A 21,757-nucleotide genomic window follows, 5' to 3' on the forward strand; every position below is an offset into this window, starting at 1 on the left:
CCGTGAGTGATGCCGTTCGTCTCGACGACCTGGCCGAGCCCCGGTTCAGCGCGGAGGCCCAGCAGATCCGCGACATGATGGCCGCGATGGCCCCGCAATGCTCGTTGGATGCCGACGCGTTGCACGCACGCGCCAGCGCCGAGACCGGCCTGCACGATTTCGGCGACGACGACTACCGCGAGCGACTCGACGTCTTTCTGGCCGCGCTGCGTGACATCGACGGGCTGGACGCGGCCGGGGTGGTGAACTTCTACGGGCAACTGCTGCAGTTGCTCAAGAACCGGCTGCTGTTGACCGATCTGCTCACCAGGCATCCGGAGATCGACGACATCGAACTGCGACCACCGTTGTTCATCGCCGGCCTGCCCCGCACCGGCACCACACATCTGCACAACATGCTGGCGGCGGCGCCCACCTTTCGCACCATGCCGTACTGGGAAAGTGTCGAGCCGTTCCCACTGCCCGCCGAGGCCGGAGTCGAGCCGGATCCGCGACGGGCACGCATGGACGTCGCGGTGGCGGTGATCAACACCGTGATGCCCTACTTCCCGCTGATGCACGAGATGACCACCGACCATGTGCACGAAGAGATTCAGCTGCTGGCCAACGACTTCTCGACGATGCTCTTCGAGACGCTGGCCCAGGTGCCCCGGTGGCGCGACTACTACCAGGCTCACGACCAAACGCCCCACTACCGACACCTGGCCAGGCAGCTCAAGGCGATGCAGTTCCTGCGCGGCGGGCGGCGGTGGCTGCTCAAGTCGCCCCAGCACCTGGAGCAGGTGCCGGTGCTGGATCGGGTTTTCCCCGGCTGCATCGTGGTGTTCACCCACCGCGACCCCGTGCCGGTGGCGCTGTCGATGATGGCGATGATCACCTATTCCGCCCGGATGCACCGCTCGCCGGTGCCGGTGGCAGAGATTGCGGCATATTGGGTGGACCGGCTCGACCGGATGCTCACCGCGCTGGTGCGCGATCGCGACACCATCGGTCCGCGGCGCTCGATCGACATCCGATTCGACGACTTCATGGCCAACGAATTCGGTGTCGCGGGGCAGGTATACGCCCTGGCCGGCGAGCCTTTCGACGAACCGGCACGCACGGCGATCACCGGCTACCTGGCCGGTCACCGGCGCGGCCGACTGGGCAACGTCGAAACGTCCTGCGAGATGTTCGGGCTGACAGAGGAGGACTTACGTGCCCGCTTCGCGCCCTATGTGGAGCGGTTTCTGACCTAGCGTTGCGGCTGGTACCCAGCTTGACGCCGAGCCTGTAAATAGGCAGAAGAAGTGCGAGTAGCAGCCTGCGAAATTACAGGCTCGGTGGCCGGCTGGGTGGGGCGAGCGCTACCTTCTCAAACCATGACCACAATGCCCGCCCTGGACGGCGTCGAACACCGGTTTGTCGATGTAGGCGACGGCGTGACCATCCACGTCGCCGACGCCGGTCCGGCCGACGGCCCGGCGGTGATGCTGGTGCACGGCTTTCCGGAGAACTGGTGGGAGTGGCACAAGCTGATCGGCCCGCTGGCCGCCGACGGCTACCGGGTGCTGTGCCCCGATCTGCGCGGCGCGGGCTGGAGCTCGGCGCCGCGTTCCCGGTACCTCAAGAGCGAGATGGCCGACGATCTGGCCGCGGTGCTGGACCGCCTGGGCGTCGCAGAGGTCAAACTCGTCGCCCATGACTGGGGCGGGCCGGTCGCCTTCATCATGATGCTGCGCTACCCAGCCAAAGTGACCGGCTTCTTCGGGCTTAATACCTCGGCGCCGTGGGTACGCCGCGACCTCGGAATGTTGCGGCACATGTGGCGGTTCTGGTACCAGGTCCCGATGTCGCTGCCGGTCATCGGTCCGCGGCTGATCGCCGACCCCAAGGCCCGCTTCTTCCGGATGCTGACGTCCTGGGTCGGTGGCGGATACAGAGTGCCCGACGAGGACGTCCGGATGTACGTCGACTGCATGCGCCAACCCGGGCACGCCGAAGCCGGCTCCCGGTGGTACCGCAGCTTCCAGACCACGGAAATGCTGCGCTGGCTGCGTGGCGAATACAACGACAAAAGGGTGGAGGTGCCGGTGCGCTGGTTGCACGGCACCGGCGATCCGGTGATCACGCCCAACCTGCTACGCGGATACGAAGATCGCGCAAGCGATTTCGAGGTCGAGCTGGTGGACGGTGTCGGTCATTGGATCGTCGAGCAGCGGCCCGACCTGGTGCTGGACCGGTTGCGGGCCTTCCTTACGGCTTGACCAGGATACGGATCGGGTTGCCCTGCTGCCGCTCCAGCTTCTCGATACCCGCCGGGAGGTCTTCGAGCCCGACGACCTCGCTGATCGACCGCGAAATATCAAGGCGCCCAAGCGAAACCAGTCTTGCCAGGGTCTCGATGTCGACGTTCTGGTAACCGAGATGACCGAGCACCTGCTTGCGGGTCACCCCGAACAGCACGGTCGGCCCGATGGTCGGCGACTCCGCGCTCATTCCCACCCCGACCAGGCGCCCGCCGTTGGTCAGCGAGCCAAGGGCCTGCTCGAAGGTCACCTTCAGGCCGACGGCATCGAACGCGACGTCCAATAATCGCCCGCCGGTGACCTCGGCGAGCTTGTCGGCCAGCCCGTCGTCACGGGTGTCGAACGCATAGTCGGCGCCGAGTTCCAGCGCGCGTTCGAGAACGGCCGGGTTGATATCGAGAGCGATCACCGGTGCCGCGCCGACCAGCCGGGCGAGCTGGACGATGTGGGTGCCCACCCCGCCGACGCCCCAGACCCCGACCGATTCGCCGACGCCCACCTTCGCGGTTCGGACGACGGCGCCGAACGGTGTCGACACCGCGTCGGCCAGGATCGCGGCCTGCTCCAGGGGAACGTTGTCCGGCACCCGGGTCAGGCCGGCCGCCTGCGCCACGGTGTATTCGGCCCACGCGCCGTCGTAGGCGAAGGCCATCAACTGGATGCTCAGGCAGTTGACGACGTCGCCGCGGCGGCAGTTCGGGCAGCTTTGGCAGGGCCGGCCGGCGGCCACCACCACCCGGTCGCCCTCCGCCCATCCCGTCACGTCGGGGCCCAGTTTCGCGATGGTGCCCGAGGCCTCGTGGCCCTGGGTCACCACCGGCTTCTGGGCCGGGAACGTGCCGTTGATCAGGCTCAGATCCGAGTGGCAGATCCCGCAGAAGGCAACCTTGACCAAGACCTCGCCCGGACCCGGCTCGGGTATCGGAACATCTTCCAGTGCAACGTTTTTGGTATCCGCATAGAAGCGTTCGGCGCGCATGGTGGCCATGGTCACTCGACGCCGATCGTGACCTCGGTCGACTTGATGAACACCGTTGCGGGCTGGCCGACCTGCAGGCCGAGTTCGACCGCCGCGTCCTTGGTGACCGACGACGTGACGATCTGGTCACCGCCGTCGAGCTTGACCCGGACAATCGCCATCACGCTGCCGAGGTCGACCTCGGTGATGGTGCCCTTGAGCTGGTTCCTGGTCGATAGCCGCATCGCAGTCCTTTCCGCAAATCACCGGGTGTGCGACGAGCGTAGTCGGCCCGCTCAGGAACGAGGGCCCAGGAGGGCTATCGACGCATCGATCGCCGGTTCGGCGACGTCGCGGACCGGCCGCCCGTCCTCGACGGCAAGCGCGGTCAGCTCGCGCAGTCCGCCCAGCAATATGACCGACAACGGCACGGTCAGCGGGGGTAGGCCGGCCCGCCGGAACCCCGGGCTGGCACTGAGGTCGATCAGCAGGGTGGACAGCAGCTGCAATCCGCGGCGCTGGACGGGCCGCGCGACGGCCCCCAGCGACGGGAGTTCGCGAATCCAGCTCAACGTGATGGCCGGCCGGGACTCGATGTGCCCGACGTAGGCCTCGACCGCCTGGCGAATCTGCTGATGCCAGTCGGCGTCGGGATCGACCGCGGCCGAGATCTTCTCGCCGAGCTTTTCGACGTCGGCCCGCAGCAGCTCCAGGAAGCACTGCTCCTTGCTGGCGAACTGGTCGTAGAAGGTGCGTTTCGAGGTCCGCGCGTGGCGCACGACGTCGGCGACGGTGGTCGCGCGGTAGCCGCGCTCGCCGATAGCGGCGGCCAGGCCGTCGAACAGCCGAAGCCGAAAAGGGTCAATCTCGGCCGGCGCGGCATTGCCGGCAACTGCTGTCACCAACGTGCCTCCTTACCCGGATCGGGGCGGACCTTGTCAGCCTTGGTACCAAAGAGTACCGTGCCAGGATAAGCCTGCGGTACACCGCGGTACCATCCCCGTGTTCCTGACCGAGCAGCCGGGGCAGATGTTGGGAGCCCATGTCGATGAGCCACGCAATCACCGATGCACCAGCGCAACCCGAAGTCACGTTGCCGCCGGCGCCGCGGATTCCGAGTCTGGTCCAGGGCCTGGTTTTTGCGGTCACGCGCCGCGGCATGATGCGGCGGCTGGCGCGCCGCTACGGCAACGTCTTCACTCTGAACATCCCCATCTACGGGCGGGTCGTGGTGGTCGGTGACCCGCAGCTGGCCCGGCAGGTGTTCACCACCAGTCCCGACGAATTGGGCAACATCCAGCCGAACCTGAGCCGGCTGTTCGGCTCCGGTTCGGTGTTCGCGCTCGACGGCGATGACCACCGCCGGCGGCGACGCCTGCTGGCGCCGCCGTTTCACGGCAAGAGCATCAAGAAGTACGAGGCCATCATCGAGGAAGAGACTTTGCGCGAGACGGCTCGCTGGCCGCAGGGCGAGCCGTTTGCGACCCTGCCGTCGATGATGCACATCACCCTCAACGCCATCCTGCGTGCGGTGTTCGGGGCCGACGGTGCCGAACTCGACGAACTGCGCCGGCTGATCCCGCCGTGGGTCACGCTGGGTTCGCGGCTGGCGGCGATGCCCAAACCGAAACGCAACTATGGCCGGTACAGCCCGTGGGGCCGGCTGGCCGAGTATCGGCGGCAGTACGACGCCGTCCTCGACACGCTGATCGACCGCGAGCGGTCCGACCCGGACTTCGCCGATCGGACCGACGTGCTCGCGTTGATGCTGCGCAGCACCTACGAGGACGGTTCGGTCATGTCCCGCAAGGACATTGGTGACGAGCTGCTCACCCTGCTGGCCGCCGGGCACGAGACCACCGCGGCCACGCTGGCCTGGGCGTTCGAGCGGCTGACCCGGCACCCGCAGCTCCTGGCTGCCCTGGTGGCGGAGGCCGATGCGGGCGGTGACGAGCTGCGCCAGGCGACCATCCTCGAGGTGCAGCGGGCCAGGACCGTCATCGATTTCGCGGCCCGGCACATTTATTCCGACGTTTATCGCCTGGGCGAGTGGGCGATCCCGCGCGGCGATTCGATCATCGTCAACATCGGGCAGATCCACGACAACCCCGACGTATTCCCCGACCCGCAGCGCTTCGACCCGCAGCGCTACCTCGCAAGCAAGCCGTCGGCGTTCGCCTGGATCCCGTTCGGCGGCGGCACCCGCCGCTGCGTGGGCGCGGCGTTCGCCAACATGGAAATGGATGTGGTGCTGCGAACTGTGTTGCGCCACTTCGTCATCGAGACGACGACGGCACCCGACGAGAAGTGGCGCTGCCGCGGTGTCGCCTACATTCCCAAGGACGGCGGACGGATCGTGGTGCGCCGGCGCTGACCGGTTCGCCTATGGTTCGCCTATGGGTTTGCCTACGGGTTTGCTGACGCCCGGCGCGGCAGTTTCCAGCCCGGGCGGACGTAGTGGCAGGTGTACCCGTAGGGGTAGCGCTGCAGGTAATCCTGGTGCTCGGGCTCGGCTTCCCAGAATGCTCCGGCTGGGCTGACTTCGGTCACCACTTTGCCCGGCCACAGACCCGAGGCCTCGACGTCGGCGATGGTGTCCAACGCGATCCGTCGCTGCTCGTCGTCCAGGTAGAAGATGGCCGACCGGTAGCTGGTGCCGACATCGTTGCCCTGCCGGTTCTTCGTCGTCGGATCGTGGATCTGGAAGAAGAACTCCAGCAGCGTGCGATAGTCGGTGACCGCCGGGTCGTAGACGATTTCGACGGCCTCGGCGTGGCTGCCGTGATTTCGATAGGTGGCATTCGGGGTGTCGCCGCCGCTGTAGCCGACACGGGTCGAGATGACACCGGGCTGGCGGCGGATCAGGTCCTGCATGCCCCAGAAGCATCCGCCCGCCAGGATTGCCTTGTTGGTCGTCATTGCAGTCTCTCCTTCGGTGGGTCGTCAGGGGCCCACGATCCGAGGTTAGTTGCGGCTGGCGGACATCGCCCAGAGCCAGACCACACAGTCGGGGTCGATGCCGTCGGCGCCATGGTTGCCGCTACCCGATGCCCTGGCGTGTACCGGCTCCAGTTCGGCCGCGGCGGCCTGCTCGGGTCGTCGGACATCGGGTTCGCTGCTCGGTCGCGACGGCTCGGCCGGGACCAGGGTGGGCTGCGGCGGCCGTGCCGGTCGCCTGGTTGCAAACCGCCTGGAGGGCCACCAGTTGGCGTTACCGACAAGCACCGCAAGCGAGGGCACCGTAATGGTGCGGACCAGGAAGGTGTCGAGCAGCAAACCGGCGCCGATGATGAAGCCCGCTTGGACCATGGTGCTGATGCTGGCGAACAGCATGCCGAACATCGACGCGGCGAAGATGATTCCGGCGGAGGTGATCACGCCGCCGGTCGTGCCGACGGTGCGGATGACACCGGAGCGGATGCCGTTGGGGGATTCGTCGCGAATCCGCGAAACCAACAGCATGTTGTAGTCGGCGCCGACGGCGACCAGCACGATGAACGCCATCCCCGGAACGCTCCACCCCAGGGGCCGGCCACCGATGAGCTGGAATGCGATCACCCCGACGCCCAGTGCCGACAGATACGAAACAACCACGGAGGCAACGAGATACAGAGGTGCGACGACCGCCCGTAGCAGCATGATCAAGATGAACAGGACCACGACGATGGTCACCACGATGATGAACCGGATGTCGTGGTTGTAGTAGTCGCGCATCTGGGCATACGTCGGGGTGGTGCCCGCCATCGCGATCGACGCATCGGCCAGTGACGTATTGGGCTGGGCGCTGTGGGCGGCGTCGGCGATCGCCGTGTCCTGGTCGAAGGCCGCGGTGCTGAACGGATCCAGTTTCGACTGGACCAGGTAGCGCACCGCGTGCCCGTCGGGTGAGACGAACATCGATGCCAGGTCTTTGAAGCGGGCGTCGTTCATCGCTTCTGGCGGGATGTAGAAGCCGGACATGCCGGGTTTGGATGCGTTGAGCTTCATCGACAACAAGAATGCGGCGGCGTCGGACAGGCCGCGGCCCATCTGTTTGGTCTGTTCGGTCAGGGCTTGTACCCCGTCGGCCACCCGCTGGCTGCCGTCGGCCAGCGCATTGGCTCCCTGCTGCAGTTCGGCCAGTTGCTGCCGCAAGCCGCCGGGACTGCCCAGGCCGAGCGATTGAATCGTCTGGACCGCCTGGTTCAGCGATGCTCGCATGGCCTGCAGCGTGCCGATCAGATTCTGCACGTCCGGGGTGGCCTGCAGCTGCCTGGCGACGTCGGCGATCTGGTCGAACGCCCCGGAATTGCGGGCGTTGACGAGCAGCTGCAGTTGGTCCCGGGCGGCGGCGCAGGCGGGGTCGGTGTTGCAGACCGGGCTGGCGTTGAGGCCGGCCAGCACCGGGCCGGCCATATTGAGCACCTCCTCGAGGGTGCCGGCGTTGCTGCGCAGGCTCGCGGCCAGTTGCTGGATCTGCTTGAGTGTTTCGCTGGCGTCGACTTGGTTCTGCACCCGCGCCACCTCGCCGGCCAGGCCGTTGATCACCGCGATCGCCTGGTTGACCTGGCCGGTGATCGCGGCCAGGGCGTCGGCGAGCTTGCGGGAGCCGGCGGTCAGCGCGTCCAGGTCCCCGTTGGCGCCGGCGATCTGTTGCGACGCATCCGACAGCTTCCCGCCGACCTCGCCGGCTTGATAGCTGAGCTTGGCTTCCTCGAGCGGTTCACCCTTGGGCCGCGTGATGCCGCGGACCATGGCGATGCCGGGCAGCTGGCTGACCCGCTGGGCCATCTGCTCGAGGTCGGCGAGCGCCTGCGGATTGCGCAGGTCGTGCGGCGAGTGGATGTAAATGTATTGCGGGATGGTCGAACTCGGCGAGAAGTGGCGGTCCATCGCTTCATATCCGATGTTGCTTTCCACCCCGGACGGCAACGCGGCGCGCGCGTCGTAGGTGTAGCGCACCACGGTCGCGCAACCGGCCAGCGCGATCAGCACCACCAGGCTGGCCGTCAGGTGTGCGATCGGGCGGCGGACGATGTGCACTCCCGAACGCCGCCACAACCGGCTGGTGAGGTCTCGTCGCGGCGCGATCCACCCGCGCCGCCCGGCGAGCACCATGACCGCCGGCAGCAGGGTGACGGCGGCCAGGAACGCGATCGCGATCGACACCGCCAAGGCGGGCCCGACGGTGGAGAACACCCCCAGTCGGGTGAACGTCATGAAGACGAAGGTGACCGCGACGGTTGCCGCGGAGGCCGCGATCACCTTGCCGATGGACGCTAGGGCGCGGGCAACGGCCTGGTCGGAATCCACTCCGCGGCGCAGGCATTCGTGGTAGCGGCTGATGAGGAATACCGCGTAATCGGTGCCGGCGCCGATCATCATCGCTGTCATGAACACCACGGTCTGGTCGGAGATGCCCAACCCCAGCCGGGCCAGGCCGGCAACGACTTGCTGAGCCGTCACCAGCGACAAGCCGATGGTCAGCAACGGCAGGAACATGGTGACGGGGTTGCGGTAGACCACCAGCAGGATCAACAGCACCATGACGATGGTCGCCGTCTCGATCACCTGCAGATCACGTTGCCCGATCGCGGACATGTCGGCGATGGTGGCCGGCAGCCCGGTCAGGTTCGCGGTCAGCGTGGACCCGGCCACCGTGTGCTTGACGACGTCGGCCACCCGCGTGTAGGCCTCGGTGGATTGTGGTGAGCCCAGTTCGCCGGCAATGCTGACGGGGATGAACCACGCTTTGTGGTCCTTGCTCTCCACGACTTCGCGCAGCGGAGGCGCGCTGATGAAGTCTTGTACCGCGACGACGTCGCGGGTGTCGTGGCGCAGCCGGTCGACCAGCGTGCGGTAGACCTCTTCGTCGGCCTGGCTCAGCCCGTGCTCGTCGGTGAGCACCACCACGGCGACGTTTTGCGATCCCGGTTCGTGAAACGCCTCGGCCATCTGCTTGGCGGTGACCATGACGGGCGCGTCCTCGGGCAGGATCTCCACCGTGTGCTCGCGAACCACCTGTGTGAGGGCCGGCAAGGCCATCGAAAGGGCGGCCGCCAGCGCGACCCAGAAACCGATGACGATCAACGGTCTGCGCACCACCAGGCGGGCCAACCGGGGGAAGGCACCGCCGGTCGGCAGGCCGTGGTTGGGGTCGCGGCGCAGCATTTCGAGACTTTGGCCGGGCTATTCTGTGGCGTCAAACATGCAGGGGGACAATGAGGTCCGCAAGTCTGCCGCCGAGTCGGCAACTCGGCGCCACACTCGGGCCGTCAAGCGAGGGCAAAGCACGATGAGAGTCTCCAGACTTTTCGTCGGTTGATGGACACAGGCTGGCTGCTCGGTCTGGGCTACCCGCAAATGTTCTGTCGTTAACGCGGTGGCCCGCTCCGATCTGCCCGGACTGCAACACGGGCACGGGCTGGCAGTGCCTCATGGTGCTGGATGCGGTTGCGACGGCCGGTCGGCGGGTAGATAACGGGCGGTCCTTGTACCAAGTCAGCGTGTTCGGCGACGGAAGGCGACCGAAGGTGGCAGTCATGCGAACCACGACGTTCGCGGCGCCGTTGACCGTGTGGGCCGGCACGACGATGTACGCCTTTGCGCCCGGCCGCGACGTCACTGTCGGTCGCGACATCCGGTCGGACATCTGCCTCGACGGGCCGGACAGCACATGGGTCTCCCGCGAGCACTTCGTGCTGCGGTTCGACGGCGGCCACTGGGTGGTGATCGACTGCAGCCGAAACGGCACCTATCTGGACGGCGTGCGGGTGTCCACGGCGATCATCCGTAGTGGTCAGCGCATCACAGCCGGTGATCCGCAGCGGGGGCCACGGCTGGTCTTGCAGGTCGGTGTCCCGCCCGGCGCGGCGGTACCGGGCACCCGGGTCGGCCCGGCTCCACCGTCGGCTGCCGCGCCGAGTAGGCAGCCCGAGCCGCCGGCCGCGCCGAATCCACTGCCGACTCAGGCCCCGACGCTGCCCGGATTTCCGGCGATCCGGCTTCAGCCCTGCAAGCCACCGACTGAGCCACCGAGTAAGCCGGCGCCATCCAGCGAGCCGCCAGCCGCCGACCCGGCCCCGGCGGCCGATGCCGCGGCGGTAAACCCGACTGGCGAACTGGCCGAACGCGACGCGGCGACGGCCGAGCTGCCCGCCGAGCCGGGCTCCGGCGAACCCACCGAACATCTGCGGCAGCCGGCGCCAAGCGTCGGCCAGGAGCCCGGGGAGCCGGAGCGAACCCTCGGCAAACGGGTTATCGCCACCACCCAACGGCTGCTCCGGTATCGCCACCGGTCGTTGCGGATCGGCAGGTCGCCCGGCAGCGACATCACGGTGCACGACCCGCTGGTGTCGCGCGTGCACGCCGTGCTGCAGCCGACCGATGACGGCTGGGAGATTCGGGACAAGGGCAGCCGCAACGGCACCTACGTCAACGCCGACCAGGTGGGCCGCGCGCTGCTGCGCGAGGGCGACACCGTGACCGTCGGCAACGCGGATTTCGCATTCCGCGACACCACCTTGGTGCACCGACCGACTTCGGCGGGCGGCGGAGTGACGGCTGACGGGCTCGGCCTCGTCGTCGACGGCCATCAGCTGCTGACCGATGTCTCCTTCACCGCTCGTCCGGGCACGCTGACCGCGGTCATCGGCCCGCCGGGCGCCGGCAAATCAAGCTTGATCGCGCTGCTGAGCGGCGCGGCGCGGCCCACGTCCGGACTGGTGACCTGTGACGGTCGCAATCTGCATGCCGGCGACCCGTCGATGCGGTCACGCATCGCGATGGTGCCGCATCACGACGTCATGCACGATCAGCTCGCTGTCGAGCAGATCTTGGGCTACGCCGCCGAGCTGCGGCTGCCGCCCGACACATCGGCCGCGGAACGCCGTGCGGCGATCAACCAGGTCATCGACGAGGCCGACCTGGGCGCGCACCGTGCGGTCAAGGCGGGCAACCTTTCCGCCGGCGAGCGCAAGCGCGTGTCGGTGGCGATTGAATTGCTCACCGGGCCGTCGCTGGTCCTGTTCGAGGACGCGACCGGCAAACCGGATCGCGGGCTGGACCGTCAGGTGATGACGACGGCGCGCCGGCTCGCCGACGCCGGCCGTGTCGTCGTGGTGGCGACCCAATCGCTGGCCGCTTTGAACCTGTGCGACCAGGTGTTGCTGCTCGCGTCGGGCGGGGTAGCCTTCGCCGGGTCACCGGCGGACATCGAGCAGGCGGTGAGCAAGGCCCGCTGGTCGCACGCCTTTCCGCGGGAAGGTGCCGACGCCGGCGGTGGAGACGACGCCGACCCGACCGACCGGCCGGACGACGCACCCGAACAGCCGCCGGAGGCTCCCGGCGAGGCGCCCGAACGCAGCCGGCGCACCAGCCTGTGGCGCCAAACCTCCATGCTGATCCGCCGTCAGGTCCGGCTCATCGCCGCCGACCGCGGCTACCTCGTCGTGATGGCGGTCTTGCCGGTGGTCTTCGGTGCGTTGTCGCTGGTGGTGCCGCACCGGGACAACCCGTATGAAGCCGTGCAGCTCCTGGTGGTTCTCAACGTCGGCGCGGTCCTCATGGGCACCGCGACGACCATCCGCGACCTGGTTGCCGAGCGGGGCATCTTCCGGCACGAGCACTCCGTCGGGTTAGCGGTGCCCGCGTACGTGGCCGCCAAGATCCTCGTTTTCGGTCTCGTCGCGATCGTGCAGACCGCTGCGTTGACAGCCATCGCGGCGGTAGGGAAGACCGCCCCCGCCCGGGGGACGGTGTTGCCCGATCGCCCCTTCGTCGAGCTGTACCTGACGTTGGCCGCGACGGCCGTCGTCTCGGCCGTCGTCGGCCTGACGCTGTCCGCACTGGCCGAGCACCGACGGGAGCTGCCGGCGCTGTTCCTGCTGGCGAGCCTGGTCGCCGTCGTCTTTGCCGGTGGTGTGTTCCCGCTTGCCCACCGGGTCGGCCTCAACCAGATCTCCTGGCTGGTGCCATCGCGATGGGGCTTCGCTGCTTCGGCGTCCACCATGGACCTGGCCGCGGTCGGTCACGACCAGTTGTGGACACATTCGCCGGGCTGGTGGCTGTCGGCCATGGGCATACTGCTCGTCTTCGGCGTGCTGTGGACGGGTGCGCTGAGCTGGCGGTTACGGATGGTCGGCCGCGGCTGACGGGCGCACCCGCGGTGCGCGTCGAGTTCGCCGGCGCCGGACGTCGTACGATTCGCCTCATCTCGCCTTCGAGAAACCGACGGACGGCATGCGCCGGGCCGTCCTGAGGAGCTGATGTGACCGGCCCGGTGTTCAGCCGCGACGAACTGTCCGCGGCGTTCGGCGAATTCGAGCGAACGGTCGCCCGTGCGGCGCAGACGCGGAACTGGGACGACTGGGTCGACCAGTACACGCCCGACGTCGAATACATCGAGCACGCCGCCGGCACGATGCACGGGCGCGAGCAGGTGCGCGCCTGGATTCAGCAAACGATGTCGACCTTCCCGGGCAGTCACATGGTGGCGTTTCCGTCGTTGTGGTCGGTCATCGACGAGTCCACCGGCCGCATCATCATGGAACTGGACAACCCGATGCGCGACCCCGGCGACGGCAGCGTGATCAGCGCGACGAACATCTCGATCATCACCTACGCCGGCCACGGCCAATGGTGCCGCCAGGAAGACATCTACAACCCGCTGCGCTTCCTGAAGGCGGGACTGACCTGGTGTCGCAAGGCGCAGGCGCTGGGCACTCTCGACGAGGACGCGGCGCAGTGGATGCAACGGTATGGGGGGACGCGATGAGCACCAAGCCCAAACTCGTCATCGGCGCCAACGGCTTCCTGGGTTCACACGTGGCCCGCCAGCTCGTCGAAGCAGGCGAACAGGTACGGGCGATGGTGCGCCCCAAAGCCAATACCCGGTCGATCGACGACCTGGAGCTCACCCGGTTTCACGGCGACGTCTTCGACACCGCGGTGGTGCGCGAGGCGATGGCCGGCTGCGACGACGTGTACTACTGCGTGGTCGACACGCGCGCCTGGTTGCGCGACCCGTCGCCGCTGTTTCGCACCAACGTCGAAGGCCTGCGCAACGTCTTGGACGTGGCCGTCGAAAGCCCGATAGCCGCGGACCTGCACAGGTTCGTCTTCACCAGCACCTATGCCACCGTGGGCCGCCGGCACGGGCACGTGGCGACCGAGGCCGACGTCGTCGACGTCCACCGGGTGAGTCCCTACGTCCAATCCCGGGTTGCGGCCGAAAACCTGGTGATGCGGTACGTGTCAGAGGCAGGCCTGCCCGCCGTCGCACTGTGCGTCTCAACGACCTACGGCAGCGGCGACTGGGGCCGCACACCCCATGGCGCTTTCATCGCCGGCGCGGTATTCGGCAAGTTGCCCTTCCTGATGACCGGGATCCACCTGGAAGCCGTGGGTGTCGACGATGCCGCCACAGCGATGATCCTGGCGGCCGAGCGCGGCCGCAACGGCGAGCGTTACCTGGTCTCGGAGAAGATGATCGCGTTGACCGAGGTGGTGCGGATCGCCGCGGACGAGGCCGGTGTGCCGCCGCCGCGACGTTCGATCTCGGTGCCGGTGCTCTATGCGCTGGGTGCGCTGGGCAGCCTGCGGGCCCGGCTCACCGGCAAAGACGCCGAACTCAGCCTGCAGTCGGTGCGGATGATGCGCGCCGAAGCCGAGCTCGATCACGGCAAGGCCGTCCGCGAGCTGGGCTGGCAGCCACGGCCGGTCGAAGACTCGATTCGCGAGGCCGCCCGGTTCTGGGCCGCGATGCGCACGGCCCGGCCGGACGCCAAGACCGCGGCATCAGAGTAGGCCCGGAGTAAGCAACAGCATGGACAAAGTCGCGGTCGACCTCAGCGGGCCGCCGCAGACCATGCTCGCGACCCTGTATGCCAAGGCGCTCGACGCTGACCTGCCGCATCCGATCCTGGGCGATCGCTATGCCAAGGAGGTCGTCGAGCGCATCGACTATGACTGGTCACGAACCTCCATCACCGCACGCAACTCGGCGGCGGTGACGACGCGGACGGCGCACTTCGACACCTGGGCCCGCCAATTCCTGGCCGTGCACCCTGGCGCTGTGGTGCTTCATCTCGGTTGCGGGCTGGACAGTCGATATTTCCGGGTGCGGCCCGTTTCGGCGGTGGAATGGTATGACGTCGACCATCCCGAGGTCGCAGCGCTGTTCACCCGGCTGTACCCCGCAGCTGCCCACCACCACGTCGTCGCCGCGTCGGTCACCGATCCGGCCTGGCTCGCCGACATTCCGAACGACCGGCCCGCGCTGCTGATCGGCGAGGGGCTGACCATGTACCTCAACGAACCGGACGGGGTTGGGTTACTGCGACGCGTGGTCGACCGCTTTCCATCCGGTGAGTTGCAGTTCGACGCGTTCAACCGGCTGGGCATCAAGTCGCAGTGGATGAACACCGTGGTGCGCCGATCCGGATCTACGCTGCGCTGGGGCATCGACGGGCCCGACGACATCCTGCGGGCGGTGCCCGGCACCCGCCTGCTGGCCTGGGTCCGCTGGTTCGAATCGGACACCTTCGCGCGGTTGCCGCGCGCCTACCAGGTGATGGGCCGGCTGATGTCCCGGGTGCCGGCGCTGGCCAACATGTCGCAGTACCACCGCTACGCGTTCGGCCGGGAATGTTGATCGCCGGCCGGCGTTGAAAACCTCATGAGCCACCGGAAAGTCTTGGAACCCAACGCTGGGCACCCGATCACCATCGAACCGGCCACCGGCCGGATACGGGTCCGCATCCACGGCGAACTCGTCGCGGACACGACCGCGGCATTGGAATTGCGGGAGGCCACTTTGCCTGCGGTGCAATACATTCCGCTGGCCGACGTCGCCCGGGACCGGCTCACCCGAAGTGACACCCGCAGCTACTGCCCGTTCAAGGGTGAGGCCGGCTATTACAGCGTGACCACCTTAGCCGGCGACACCGTCGAGGATGCGATCTGGACCTACGAACAGCCCTATCCCGCAGTGGCTGCGATAGCCGGGCACGTCGCGTTCTATCCCGACAAGGCCGACGTCAGCGTCGAGCCGGCGTAAGACCCGCTCAGGCAAACACCTTCGCCAACGACTGGGTATCGCTGTATTCGCGCAGCGACACGATCTGGCCGTCGTGGCATTCGAAGATGCAGACGAACGGGCTGTCGTAGCGGGTGCCGCCGGCGGCGACGGCCTCGACTCGGCCTTCGACGACAACCGTCTCGCCTTCGTTGACGCAGCGGATCAGGTCGATGTTGACCTCGGACCTCTTCTTGCGGCGTTCGACCGCGCGCCGCAGCGTCGCCTTATCGATCGCCGAACGCGTGGCGATGCTCCAGTAGGTGAAGTCGTCGCTGAGCAATGCGAAGCCCTCGTCGAGGTCTCCGCCCTCGCACATGCTCTGCATGAACATCCATGCCAGTTCGGCCTGTGGGTCGTCGAACGGCGTCATCACATCGCCATCCTGTCCCGGCAGGGCGACAGCGGTCAATCGAGGTCCCGTTCGCGGTTCGCTCGCCGGAGTCATGGCAGGCTCAGGTGATCAGCGCACGCACAGTCACATTCCCCGGGGCGGCGGGCTTCGGGCACACCCTGGCGCCATTGCGGCGCGGCCGCGGCGATCCCTGCTTTCGCGTCCCCGGTGACGGCACGATCTGGCGCACCAGCCTGCTGACCAGCGGGCCGGTTACGGCGTGCATCAGCCGGGCGACCCCCGACGCGGCCCACTGCGTGGCGTGGGGCCCCGGCGCCGAGCAGTTCCTCGGGTTGCTGCCGGCGCTGCTGGGCGCCGACGACGACGCCTCGGATTTCGTGCCGAGTGAGCCGACGGTCGCGGCCGCGCACCGGCGGCTGCCGCACCTGCGCCTGGGCCGTACCGGACAGGTGCTGGAGGCGTTGGTCCCGGCGGTCATCGAGCAGCGGGTCCCCGGCGCCGACGCCTTCCGGTCGTGGCGCGTGCTGGTGACCAAGTACGGCACACCGGCCCCGGGACCGGCGCCCGACGGCATGCGGGTGCCGCCGTCGGCCGAGGCCTGGCGGCACATCCCGTCGTGGGAGTTCCACCGCGCCAATGTCGACCCCGGGCGGGCCCGGACGGTGGTGAGCTGCGCCCGGCGGGCGGCGTCGCTGGAGCGGTTGACCGCGCTGCCGGCCGCGCAGGCGCGCGAGGCGCTGACGTCGCTGCCCGGAGTCGGCGTGTGGACGGCGGCCGAGACGGCGCAGCGGGCCTTCGGTGACCCCGACGCGGTGTCGGTGGGCGACTACCACATCCCGAAAATGGTCGGCTGGACGCTGCTGGGCCGTCCCGTCGACGACGCCGGCATGCTCGAGCTGCTGGAGCCGATGCGGCCGCACCGGCATCGGGTGGTCCGGCTGCTCGAAGCCAGCGGCCTGGCCTATGAGCCGCGCCGCGGGCCGCGACTGCCGGTGCAGCAGATCCACTCGCTGTGACGCAAGCAGACCCGTGTGAGCGCCGTCGCCGTCGGGTATCCCTGCCGGAAAGTGACCGTAGGCGAACTTCAGGGGGCTGATCGATGACACAGTTCACCATTCCGGGATTGACCGACAAACAGGGCGCGCGACTCGCCGAACTCCTGCAGAAGCAGCTGAGCACCTACAACGACCTGCACCTGACGCTCAAGCACATCCACTGGAACGTGGTGGGGCCCAACTTCATCGGCGTGCACGAGATGATCGACCCGCAGGTCGAGTCGGTGCGCGGCTATGCCGACGAGGTGGCCGAACGTATCGCGGCCCTGGGCGCGTCGCCGCAGGGCACCCCGGGAGCGATCATCAAGGATCGCACCTGGGACGACTACTCGGTCGGCCGCGACTGCGTGCAGGCGCATCTGGCTGCGCTGGACCTGGTCTACACCGGCGTGATCGAAGACATCCGCAAAGCCATCGACGAGACCGAGGAACTCGACCGGGTCACCCAGGACGTGCTGATCGAGCACGCCGCGGACCTGGAGAAGTTCCAGTGGTTCGTCCGGGCGCACCTGGAGAACGCGGGCGGCAAACTGACCCACGACGGTTCGACGAGTGAACGCGATGCCGCCAGCACCGCACGGCAGCAGTCCTAGCCGGGCGGCGCCTTGCGCGCGCGTTCGGCTCGTTCCGCCTCGGCGGCTTCGCGGTTCAACCGCTGCGCTTCGTAGATGGTGACGTTGGTGCGTGACATCAGCAATGCGGCGATCCCCACGGCCAGGATCGCCCCCGGCACCACCGAGAACGAGCCGGTCATCTCGGCGACCATGATCATGATCGCCAGCGGTGCCCGTGCCACGCTGCCGAAACACGCCATCATGCCCACCACCACGAAGATTCCCGGTGCGTCGGGCACGCCCGGTATCCCGGAGAGCTCCCCGAGCCGCCAGACCGCGGCGCCGACGAACGCACCGATGACGATGCCGGGCCCGAACAGCCCGCCCGAACCGCCGGTGCCGATCGACAGCGAGGTGGCGATGATCTTGGCGATCGGCAGGACGACGATGATCCACAACGGGATGCTCATCAGCGATCCGCGGTCGGCGGCCAGCTGCGCCCAGCCGTAGCCGCTGCTCAGGATTTGCGGGATCAGTAGCCCCAGCAACCCGACCAGCAGCCCGCCGACGGTCGGCTTGATCACCGACCCGCCGGGAAGCCGGCGGGTGAGAGCCACCGACGCGTGGAAGATGCGGGCATACAGGTAGCCGACGGCCGCGGCAACCAGCCCGATCACGACGAACCACAACAGCGGCCATGCCCGCTCGAAGCGGTACTCGGCGTCGATGTAGCCGAACAGCGGGTCGAATCCCAGGAAGGCGCCGAGCACCGCGTACGCCGTCCCGGAGGTGATGAAGCCGGGCAGCAGGCTGCGATAGTCGAAATCGTCGCGATAGGTGATCGACGCCGCCAGCACCGCTCCGCCCAGCGGGGCGGCGAAGATCGCGCCGATACCCGCGCCGATGCCCAGCGCCACCGCAATCCGGCCATCCTCGTCGGACAGGCCCAGCCGTCGCGTCAGCAACGAGCAGAAACCGGCCGAGATCTGCGCCGTCGGCCCCTCACGCCCGCCGGAACCTCCCGATCCGATGGTCAGCGCGCTGGCCACCATCTTCACCAGCACCGCCCGTCCGCGGATGGCCCGCGGATCCGTGTGGACCGCCTCGATGGCCTCGTCGGTGCCGTGACCGGTGGCTTCCGGTGCGAACCTGGCCACGATGAAGGCCGAGAGCAGCGCCCCGCCCGTCGTCACCAGTGGAATGGCCCATGGGCGGGCGAAACCGCTGGACCCACGGCTACCGCCCTCGCCCAGCGGAGTCGGAATGTGGTAGTCGGCGAGATAGCCGAGCAGGAACTCGCCGGTGTATTTCAGCGCCAGATAGAACACCACCGCGCCCAGGCCGGCGATGACGCCGATCGTGACGCCCAGCAACAACCACTTGCGCAAATAGCCGGCACTTCTGATCGATGCGCCGAATCGTCCGCCGGCGGCAGCGAGCGGCGCCTCTCGGGGTTCCAGGGCGTCCGGGGTCGGGTCGTTCACCGCGCGAGCCTCGCAAGCATCAGGTCATCCTATGACAACCGGGAATAAGTGGACTCTGGTCCGGTTATATCACCTAGTTACTTGATGAGTTCCCGAGGAGTAGGTAGGAATGCCCGCTGTAACCGCCGATACGTTGACCTTGGCGCGGGTGGCTGCGCCCGGCGCCGACGCGACCGAGCGGCCGGTCCGCTCCATCACGTCCGGCCCGCGAGGCTACGAGGGCGAGGGATTTCCCGTTGTCCGGGCATTCGCCGGCATCGGCACCGCCGCTCTGGACCCGTTCGTGCATATGGACCAGATCGGTGAGGTGGACTACCAGCCGGGCGAGCCCCGGGGCACCGACTGGCACCCGCACCGGGGCTTCGAAACCGTCACCTACATGATCGACGGAAAACTCGCGCACCAGGATTCCTACGGAGGCGGCGGCCTGATCACCGACGGCGCGACGCAGTGGATGACGGCGGGATCCGGCATCTTGCACATCGAGACCCCGCCCATCGACACCGTGAAGCGCGGCGGAATCTTCCACGGCGTCCAGTTGTGGGTGAACCTGCCGAAGAAGGACAAGTTCGCCCAGCCTCGCTACCAGGCCATCGAGGGCGGCGACGTCACGCTGATCGCCTCGGGCGACGGCGGAGCCCTGGTTCGCATCATCGCCGGGGAGATCGACGGCCACCCTGGACCCGGGATCACCCACACGCCGATCACACTGGCGCACGCCACGATCGCACCCGGCGCCCGGCTGAACATCCCGTGGCGACGGGATTTCAATTCGCTGGTCTATGTGCTGTCCGGGCGTGGTTCGGTCGGCGCGGCCGGACATCCGATTCACCGGGGTCAGTTGGCGGTGATGGGCCCCGGCGACCGGATCACCGTGACCGCCGGCCCGGCGCCGGATGCCCACCGGACAACAGCCCTTGACGTGCTGCTGCTGGGCGGGCGACCCATCCGTGAGCCGGTATTCCACTACGGGCCCTTCGTGATGAACACCCGGGCCGAAGTGATCGAGGCGCTCGAGGACTACCAGGCCGGCAAGTTTCGTAGCATCCCGCCGAACGCGCTGATGCCGCACCGCGGCGGTGGCACACTCTAGGCATGCCGCCCACCGCCGCACGTCGCGGCCCCGGACGTCCGCCTGCCACAAAATCGGACGAGACGCGACGGCGTATCGTCAGCGCCGCCCGGCAGGTGTTCAGTGAACGTGGTTATGACGGCGCGACCTTCCAGGCGATCGCCGTCCGCGCCGACCTGACCCGGCCGGCTATCAACCATTACTTCGCCAGCAAGCGGGTGCTGTATCGGGAAGTGGTGGACCAAACCAACGAGCTGGTCGTCACCGCCGGTATCGAGCGGGCACGGCGCGAGACGACGCTGCTCCGGCGGCTGGCCGCGTTCATCACCGTGGCAATGGAGGCAGACGAGAAAAATCCTTCCACTGCTGCGTTCTTGGCCACCGCCGTGCTCGAGTCGCAGCGGCATCCGGAATTGGGGCGATCCGAAAACGACCCCGTCGCCGGCTCCCGGAAATTCCTGATCTGGGCGGTCCACGATGCCGTTGAGCGCGGCGAACTGACCGCCGGTATCCAGGTCGCTCCGTTGGCCGAGGCGCTGCTGCTCGTCTTGTGCGGGGTCGGCTTCTATGCCGGCTTCGTGGGCAGCTACCGGGAAATGGCGGACATCATCGCGGCGCTGCGGCAGTTGATGGCCGGCACGCTCTGGAAGTCGGAGGCCTGATCGCCAATAGCCGACCGGCGGCAGTGACCTGGCCCACAAAGTGTATAGGTTGCCTAACTTATTAGGTAGCATTGGCCACGGTATGACTGATCCGGCCGGCGTTTCCTGGTTTGCCTTCGTTGCGCGCCGCTGGGACGAATCCCACGGTCTCGCACCACTTTTCGCCGACCCATCCAACGAGAGATTCGCTAGAGAACGGGAGCACGCGAATGAGCACCCTGCGTACGCATGACGACACCTGGGACATCAGAACCAGCGTCGGCGCCACCGCGGTGATGGTGGCCGCGGCGCGGGCCGTCGAAACCGAACAGCCCGCCCCGCTGATCCGCGACCCGTATGCCAAATTACTGGTCACCAACGCCAATGCCGGCGTCCTGTGGGAGGCGATGCTCGACGAGCAGATGGTGGCCAAGATGCAGGCTCTCGACGCCGAGACCGCCGCGACCGTCCAGCACATGCGCAGCTACCAGGCCGTGCGGACGAACTTCTTCGACACCTACTTCGCCGACGCGGTCGCCGACGGGATCCGTCAGGTCGTAATCCTGGCCTCGGGACTGGATTCCCGCGCTTACCGGCTGGACTGGCCGGCCGGGACGACGGTCTACGAGATCGATCAGCCCCAGGTTCTTGCCTATAAGTCCGCGACGCTGGCGGGAAACGGGGTGACGCCGTCGGCCGATCGCCGTGAGGTGCCGATCGACTTGCGCTTGGACTGGCCTGCCGCGCTGCGTGCCGCCGGGTTCGACCCGACGGCCCGGACCGCATGGCTGGCCGAGGGGCTGTTGATGTACCTGCCCGCCGACGCCCAGGACCGGCTGTTCATCCAGATCGGCGAGCTCAGCCCGCCGGGGAGCCGGATCGCCGCCGAAACCGCGGGCAACCACGCCGACGAACGGCGCGAACAGATGCGGGAGCGATTCAAGAAGGTGGCCGAGACGCTGGGCCTGGAGGAGACCGTCGATGTGCAGGAGCTCATCTACCACGACCCCGACCGGGCGAAGGTCGCCGGCTGGCTCAACGAACACGGTTGGCGCGCCACCGCGCGAAACGCCGGCGACGAGATGCGCCGGGTGGGCCGTTGGGTCGAGGGCGTACCGATGGCCGACGACAAGGATGCGTTCTCCGAGTTCGTGACGGCGGATCGGCTGTAATGCCGCGCACCGCGGACGACTCCCGGGACATTGCGACCACGGCGGCCAAACCCTGACACGACAAAGCATCCGAAGCCAAGGCGCGCTCGGATTCGCTGCAGCAAAGCTTTCAAAGCCACGGCC

General features: G+C 67.8%; 20 protein-coding genes. 13 read left to right on the forward strand and 7 right to left on the reverse strand.

Annotated elements, in window-relative coordinates:
* Window positions 1-2 precede the first annotated feature (2 nt).
* Window positions 3-1,238 carry a sulfotransferase family protein gene (locus MKAN_RS15210; protein WP_023369468.1) on the forward strand — a complete coding sequence of 412 codons (1,236 nt, stop codon included), beginning with the start codon at window positions 3-5 and terminating at the stop codon, window positions 1,236-1,238.
* Window positions 1,239-1,361: 123 nt separating this feature from the next.
* Window positions 1,362-2,246: an alpha/beta fold hydrolase gene (locus MKAN_RS15215; protein ID WP_023369470.1), complete on the forward strand. Its 885-nt coding sequence runs from the start codon at window positions 1,362-1,364 to the stop codon at window positions 2,244-2,246.
* Here MKAN_RS15215 and MKAN_RS15220 read toward each other — a convergent pair.
* The 3 genes from MKAN_RS15220 to MKAN_RS15230 are packed head-to-tail and all read right to left on the reverse strand — an operon-like array spanning window position 2,236 to window position 4,148.
* Window positions 2,236-3,276: a zinc-binding dehydrogenase gene (locus tag MKAN_RS15220; protein WP_036443893.1), complete on the reverse strand. Its 1,041-nt coding sequence runs from the start codon at window positions 3,274-3,276 to the stop codon at window positions 2,236-2,238. The genes MKAN_RS15215 and MKAN_RS15220 overlap by 11 nt on opposite strands.
* Window positions 3,277-3,278: 2 nt before the next feature.
* Window positions 3,279-3,491, reverse strand: coding sequence for a TOBE domain-containing protein (locus MKAN_RS15225; protein WP_023369474.1), 213 nt, complete (start codon window positions 3,489-3,491; stop codon window positions 3,279-3,281).
* Between the two features lie 51 nt (window positions 3,492-3,542).
* Entirely contained in the window at window positions 3,543-4,148 is a 606-nt protein-coding gene (locus MKAN_RS15230) for a TetR/AcrR family transcriptional regulator (protein WP_023369476.1), read from the reverse strand.
* 146 nt (window positions 4,149-4,294) lie between these two features.
* Here MKAN_RS15230 and MKAN_RS15235 point away from each other — a divergent pair, with 146 nt between their 5' ends.
* Window positions 4,295-5,620 carry a cytochrome P450 gene (locus MKAN_RS15235; RefSeq protein WP_036443906.1) on the forward strand — a complete coding sequence of 442 codons (1,326 nt, stop codon included), beginning with the start codon at window positions 4,295-4,297 and terminating at the stop codon, window positions 5,618-5,620.
* Window positions 5,621-5,652: 32 nt separating this feature from the next.
* Here the strand turns inward: MKAN_RS15235 and msrA are convergent, their stop codons facing one another.
* Both msrA and MKAN_RS15245 read right to left on the reverse strand, forming a co-directional pair.
* Window positions 5,653-6,165 (reverse strand): peptide-methionine (S)-S-oxide reductase MsrA, encoded by a 513-nt coding sequence (gene msrA / locus MKAN_RS15240; protein ID WP_023369480.1) that lies wholly within the window; start codon window positions 6,163-6,165, stop codon window positions 5,653-5,655.
* 45 nt (window positions 6,166-6,210) lie between these two features.
* Window positions 6,211-9,396, reverse strand: coding sequence for an MMPL/RND family transporter (locus MKAN_RS15245; protein ID WP_023369482.1), 3,186 nt, complete (start codon window positions 9,394-9,396; stop codon window positions 6,211-6,213).
* Between the two features lie 371 nt (window positions 9,397-9,767).
* On the opposite strand from MKAN_RS15245, the gene MKAN_RS15250 reads away from it, so the two are divergent.
* The 5 genes from MKAN_RS15250 (at window position 9,768) to MKAN_RS15270 (ending at window position 15,283) form a co-directional block, all read left to right on the forward strand.
* A complete protein-coding gene (locus tag MKAN_RS15250; RefSeq protein WP_036443908.1) occupies window positions 9,768-12,377 on the forward strand; it encodes an FHA domain-containing protein in 2,610 nt (869 codons plus the stop codon).
* 116 nt (window positions 12,378-12,493) lie between these two features.
* A complete protein-coding gene (locus tag MKAN_RS15255; protein ID WP_023369486.1) occupies window positions 12,494-13,000 on the forward strand; it encodes a nuclear transport factor 2 family protein in 507 nt (168 codons plus the stop codon).
* On the forward strand, window positions 12,997-14,031 hold the full coding sequence (locus MKAN_RS15260; RefSeq protein ID WP_023369488.1) for an NAD-dependent epimerase/dehydratase family protein: 1,035 nt from the start codon (window positions 12,997-12,999) through the stop codon (window positions 14,029-14,031). The genes MKAN_RS15255 and MKAN_RS15260 overlap by 4 nt, the downstream gene beginning before the upstream one ends.
* Before the next feature lie 19 nt (window positions 14,032-14,050).
* Window positions 14,051-14,878: a class I SAM-dependent methyltransferase gene (locus MKAN_RS15265; protein ID WP_023369490.1), complete on the forward strand. Its 828-nt coding sequence runs from the start codon at window positions 14,051-14,053 to the stop codon at window positions 14,876-14,878.
* Window positions 14,879-14,902: 24 nt separating this feature from the next.
* Window positions 14,903-15,283, forward strand: a complete 381-nt coding sequence (locus MKAN_RS15270) for a DUF427 domain-containing protein (RefSeq protein ID WP_023369492.1) — start codon at window positions 14,903-14,905, stop codon at window positions 15,281-15,283.
* 7 nt (window positions 15,284-15,290) lie between these two features.
* Here MKAN_RS15270 and MKAN_RS15275 read toward each other — a convergent pair whose 3' ends face one another.
* A complete protein-coding gene (locus MKAN_RS15275; protein WP_023369494.1) occupies window positions 15,291-15,674 on the reverse strand; it encodes a nuclear transport factor 2 family protein in 384 nt (127 codons plus the stop codon).
* An 86-nt stretch (window positions 15,675-15,760) separates the two neighbouring features.
* Between MKAN_RS15275 and MKAN_RS15280 the strand changes: the two genes are divergently transcribed.
* Window positions 15,761-16,672, forward strand: a complete 912-nt coding sequence (locus MKAN_RS15280) for a DNA-3-methyladenine glycosylase family protein (protein WP_023369496.1) — start codon at window positions 15,761-15,763, stop codon at window positions 16,670-16,672.
* A gap of 83 nt (window positions 16,673-16,755) precedes the next feature.
* Window positions 16,756-17,304, forward strand: a complete 549-nt coding sequence (gene dps, locus MKAN_RS15285; RefSeq protein WP_023369498.1) for a DNA starvation/stationary phase protection protein Dps — start codon at window positions 16,756-16,758, stop codon at window positions 17,302-17,304.
* Here the strand turns inward: dps and MKAN_RS15290 are convergent.
* Complete coding sequence (locus MKAN_RS15290) at window positions 17,301-18,749, reverse strand: chloride channel protein (RefSeq protein WP_023369500.1); 1,449 nt, start codon at window positions 18,747-18,749, stop codon at window positions 17,301-17,303. The two genes, dps and MKAN_RS15290, sit on opposite strands and share 4 nt — an antisense overlap.
* A 109-nt stretch (window positions 18,750-18,858) precedes the next feature.
* On the opposite strand from MKAN_RS15290, the gene MKAN_RS15295 reads away from it, so the two are divergent.
* The 3 genes from MKAN_RS15295 (at window position 18,859) to MKAN_RS15305 (ending at window position 21,634) form a co-directional block, all read left to right on the forward strand.
* The gene (locus tag MKAN_RS15295) at window positions 18,859-19,842 is read left to right on the forward strand and encodes a pirin family protein (RefSeq protein ID WP_023369503.1); all 984 of its coding nucleotides are present in this window, start codon (window positions 18,859-18,861) and stop codon (window positions 19,840-19,842) included.
* A gap of 2 nt (window positions 19,843-19,844) precedes the next feature.
* Complete coding sequence (locus MKAN_RS15300) at window positions 19,845-20,483, forward strand: TetR/AcrR family transcriptional regulator (protein ID WP_023369505.1); 639 nt, start codon at window positions 19,845-19,847, stop codon at window positions 20,481-20,483.
* A 218-nt stretch (window positions 20,484-20,701) separates the two neighbouring features.
* Window positions 20,702-21,634 carry a class I SAM-dependent methyltransferase gene (locus MKAN_RS15305; protein WP_099185034.1) on the forward strand — a complete coding sequence of 311 codons (933 nt, stop codon included), beginning with the start codon at window positions 20,702-20,704 and terminating at the stop codon, window positions 21,632-21,634.
* The last annotated feature ends 123 nt before the right edge of the window (window positions 21,635-21,757 follow it).

Origin of the sequence: Mycobacterium kansasii ATCC 12478 (assembly GCF_000157895.3) — a bacterium.
Taxonomy (GTDB): Bacteria; Actinomycetota; Actinomycetes; order Mycobacteriales; family Mycobacteriaceae; genus Mycobacterium; species Mycobacterium kansasii.

Excerpts from the sequence above, each read along its gene's own strand:
- MKAN_RS15215 (WP_023369470.1), top strand. The coding sequence starts at position 1,362 with ATGACCACAATGCCCGCCCTGGACGGCGTCGAACACCGGTTTGTCGAT.
- MKAN_RS15220 (WP_036443893.1), bottom strand. The coding sequence starts at position 3,276 with ATGGCCACCATGCGCGCCGAACGCTTCTATGCGGATACCAAAAACGTT.
- MKAN_RS15225 (WP_023369474.1), bottom strand. The coding sequence starts at position 3,491 with ATGCGGCTATCGACCAGGAACCAGCTCAAGGGCACCATCACCGAGGTC.
- MKAN_RS15235 (WP_036443906.1), top strand. The coding sequence starts at position 4,295 with ATGAGCCACGCAATCACCGATGCACCAGCGCAACCCGAAGTCACGTTG.
- msrA (WP_023369480.1), bottom strand. The coding sequence starts at position 6,165 with ATGACGACCAACAAGGCAATCCTGGCGGGCGGATGCTTCTGGGGCATG.
- MKAN_RS15245 (WP_023369482.1), bottom strand. The coding sequence starts at position 9,396 with ATGCTGCGCCGCGACCCCAACCACGGCCTGCCGACCGGCGGTGCCTTC.
- MKAN_RS15250 (WP_036443908.1), top strand. The coding sequence starts at position 9,768 with ATGCGAACCACGACGTTCGCGGCGCCGTTGACCGTGTGGGCCGGCACG.
- MKAN_RS15260 (WP_023369488.1), top strand. The coding sequence starts at position 12,997 with ATGAGCACCAAGCCCAAACTCGTCATCGGCGCCAACGGCTTCCTGGGT.
- MKAN_RS15265 (WP_023369490.1), top strand. The coding sequence starts at position 14,051 with ATGGACAAAGTCGCGGTCGACCTCAGCGGGCCGCCGCAGACCATGCTC.
- MKAN_RS15270 (WP_023369492.1), top strand. The coding sequence starts at position 14,903 with ATGAGCCACCGGAAAGTCTTGGAACCCAACGCTGGGCACCCGATCACC.
- MKAN_RS15275 (WP_023369494.1), bottom strand. The coding sequence starts at position 15,674 with ATGACGCCGTTCGACGACCCACAGGCCGAACTGGCATGGATGTTCATG.
- dps (WP_023369498.1), top strand. The coding sequence starts at position 16,756 with ATGACACAGTTCACCATTCCGGGATTGACCGACAAACAGGGCGCGCGA.
- MKAN_RS15295 (WP_023369503.1), top strand. The coding sequence starts at position 18,859 with ATGCCCGCTGTAACCGCCGATACGTTGACCTTGGCGCGGGTGGCTGCG.
- MKAN_RS15300 (WP_023369505.1), top strand. The coding sequence starts at position 19,845 with ATGCCGCCCACCGCCGCACGTCGCGGCCCCGGACGTCCGCCTGCCACA.